Source organism: Streptomyces sp. NPDC047515, from assembly GCF_040643055.1.
GTDB lineage: Bacteria > Actinomycetota > Actinomycetes > Streptomycetales > Streptomycetaceae > Streptomyces.
The window spans coordinates 1-2,009 of the sequence record NZ_JBEYTM010000156.1; the positions used below are offsets into that span (position 1 = coordinate 1).

5 protein-coding genes are annotated in these 2,009 nt (G+C 68.2%); 3 read left to right on the forward strand and 2 right to left on the reverse strand.

Annotated features, from left to right (window positions below; all coding sequences use genetic code 11):
* Positions 1 to 53 precede the first annotated feature (53 nt).
* Entirely contained in the window at positions 54 to 371 is a 318-nt protein-coding gene (locus ABZ826_RS39225; RefSeq protein ID WP_361459371.1) for a hypothetical protein, read from the reverse strand.
* A 332-nt stretch (positions 372 to 703) separates the two neighbouring features.
* On the opposite strand from ABZ826_RS39225, the gene ABZ826_RS39230 reads away from it, so the two are divergent.
* The 3 genes from ABZ826_RS39230 (at position 704) to ABZ826_RS39240 (ending at position 1,800) form a co-directional block, all read left to right on the forward strand.
* The gene (locus ABZ826_RS39230; RefSeq protein ID WP_361459373.1) at positions 704 to 1,342 is read left to right on the forward strand and encodes a hypothetical protein; all 639 of its coding nucleotides are present in this window, start codon (positions 704 to 706) and stop codon (positions 1,340 to 1,342) included.
* A 261-nt stretch (positions 1,343 to 1,603) separates the two neighbouring features.
* Positions 1,604 to 1,696 carry a DUF397 domain-containing protein gene (locus ABZ826_RS39235; RefSeq protein ID WP_361459375.1) on the forward strand — a complete coding sequence of 31 codons (93 nt, stop codon included), beginning with the start codon at positions 1,604 to 1,606 and terminating at the stop codon, positions 1,694 to 1,696.
* Entirely contained in the window at positions 1,669 to 1,800 is a 132-nt protein-coding gene (locus ABZ826_RS39240) for a DUF397 domain-containing protein (protein WP_361459377.1), read from the forward strand. Before ABZ826_RS39235 ends, ABZ826_RS39240 begins: the two co-directional genes overlap by 28 nt.
* A gap of 133 nt (positions 1,801 to 1,933) precedes the next feature.
* Here the strand turns inward: ABZ826_RS39240 and ABZ826_RS39245 are convergent.
* On the reverse strand, positions 1,934 to 2,009 hold a 76-nt coding region (locus ABZ826_RS39245), incomplete at its 5' end, for a cold shock domain-containing protein (protein WP_361459119.1).

The following is a 2,009-nucleotide window of genomic DNA, read 5'->3' on the forward strand; positions in this document are numbered from 1 at the left end:
GACCCTAGACAAGTCCCATCGTCGCAGGTCAGGAGCACTCTTCGCGTTTCCGATCACGCATCGGACACCCGGCCACGCGAAAGCCCGAGGCTAAACAGCGCGATCTTCGACTCCGTGCTGGACGCGGCGTCCGCATACGGCAGCCCACTTCCCTCTACAGTGATAGTCGGCACCGGTTCCTCGGGGACCGGCGGCAGCGCCCGCGGGCCGCCGACGGCGGGCATTCCCAGCCGGGTGCGCAGGCGTCTGTTCTCGGTGCGCATCGCGGCGAGCGCGTCGTGCAGCTCGGCGTTCTCATCGAGCGCCACCTCGAGCCGGATACGCAGTTCGGCGGGATCGTTGCAGTCGTGCCAGTCCTCCACGCTGTCCATGATCCGAAATTCCCGCCCGCAGCATGGCCGTTTTCGCCCAGATGGCGCCTCTGCATCTCTGGTTCACGACAGCGAGCGCAAGGTGAATTCAACGTTCAATCGAACCGAAACCAAGGCGCTGCCCGGTTGCAGGGCCACGGGAGCCGTCCGGTCCGGGCCAGGGCGGGAGCCTACGGTTGCTGGCCCAGATGAGGGCGGATGGCCCGCGTCATCCTGTGGCCGGTCAGCGCTGCTCGGTGGGTGTGGAAGGTCGTATCCGTCCTGGTGGCGGGCCTGGCTCTGACCCTCAAAAGAGCCGCACCCGGGTCTGGTCGCGGCAGTAGGTTGTACCGATGACCGAATCTCTGCCGCCCGGCGGCGCTGTGCTCGATGCGGACGAACTGGATGCCCGGTGGGCGGACGCTTGGCGGCCGGAACAGGTCGCGGAGCGGTTGGGTGGGGTCGTTGCGCCCTGGTGCATCGCGGCGGGGTGGGCGCTGGATCTGTTCCGCGGGGGGCAGTCGCGGCCGCACGGCGATTTGGAGATCGCCGTGCCCGCGGCAGGGTTCTCGGAAATTCGGGACCGCTTCCCCGAGTACGTGTTTGACGCGGTGGGCTCAGGGCGGGTCTGGGCGGGGACGGGAGCTGAGGCGCTGGCAGCCACCCACCAGACCTGGCTGCGGGATCCGGCGAGCGGTCAGTTCCTGTTCGACGTCTTCCGCGAGCCACACGAGGGCGGGACGTGGATTTGCCGGCGGGATGAGGGGCTGCGTCTGTCGTACGACGCGGTCATCGAGCGGACGGCGGATGGGATCCCGTACCTGACGCCGGAGTTGGTGCTGCTGTTCAAAGCGAAGGCGGCGCGGCCCAAGGATCAGGCGGACTTCGACGGGGTTCTGCCGCTGCTGGGAAGCGCGCGGCGGGGCGTACTTGGTGGGTGGCTAGAGTACGTGCACCCCGGGCATCCGTGGCTGGCGAAGCTGGCCGGGTAGTGGCGCAGGCCGCGCCCATGGACCACCGTCGTGACCAGCAGGCCCTCGGCGGCCACCACCCGTACGGCCCGCTCGACTGCGCTGCGGTTGCTGCCAGCTCCTCGGCCGGGGCATCGGCAGCCGTTGGCCCGGAGCGTAGAACCGGTCACGGATCCGTATGCGGAGGACGTCGGCGACGCGACGGAACTCCGGGACAGCAGGTGAGGAGGGCTTCGACGAGTCGCGCGAAAACATCAAGAAAATCAACGAGGAGAAGCACTCATGAGCGCACCCGCTCAGGACAGCCCAGCCTGGTTCAAGTCCTCTCACAGCGCCGGCGAGCAGGAATGCCTGGAGATCGCCACGCCCCCCTGAGCACTGCACGCCGCGACTCGAAGCGCAAGTCCGGCCCGACGCTGACCTTCACGCCGGCAAGGTTCACCGCATTCGCCAGGTTCGCCGAGACACTCGACATCTGACCAGATGGCAGAGAAGGCCCGCATCCCCCGATGCCGCTTGTCGCCGAGCGGGGGTATGCCTGGGGCGCGGTGAGCTGTCGCGCACGACACCTGCCCGGCGAGCATCGCGGGGCAGGTGTCGTGCGGGTGTGGTTCAGGCCGGGGTGATGTTCTCCGCCTGGGGGCCCTTCTGGCCCTGGGTGACGTCGAAATTCACCTTCTGGCCTTCC

Coding starts and splice junctions, on each gene's coding strand:
- ABZ826_RS39235 (WP_361459375.1), top strand. CDS start 1,604: ATGAGCGCACCCGCTCAGGACAGCCCAGCCTGGTTCAAGTCCTCTCAC.
- ABZ826_RS39240 (WP_361459377.1), top strand. CDS start 1,669: ATGCCTGGAGATCGCCACGCCCCCCTGAGCACTGCACGCCGCGACTCG.
- ABZ826_RS39225 (WP_361459371.1), bottom strand. CDS start 371: ATGGACAGCGTGGAGGACTGGCACGACTGCAACGATCCCGCCGAACTG.
- ABZ826_RS39230 (WP_361459373.1), top strand. CDS start 704: ATGACCGAATCTCTGCCGCCCGGCGGCGCTGTGCTCGATGCGGACGAA.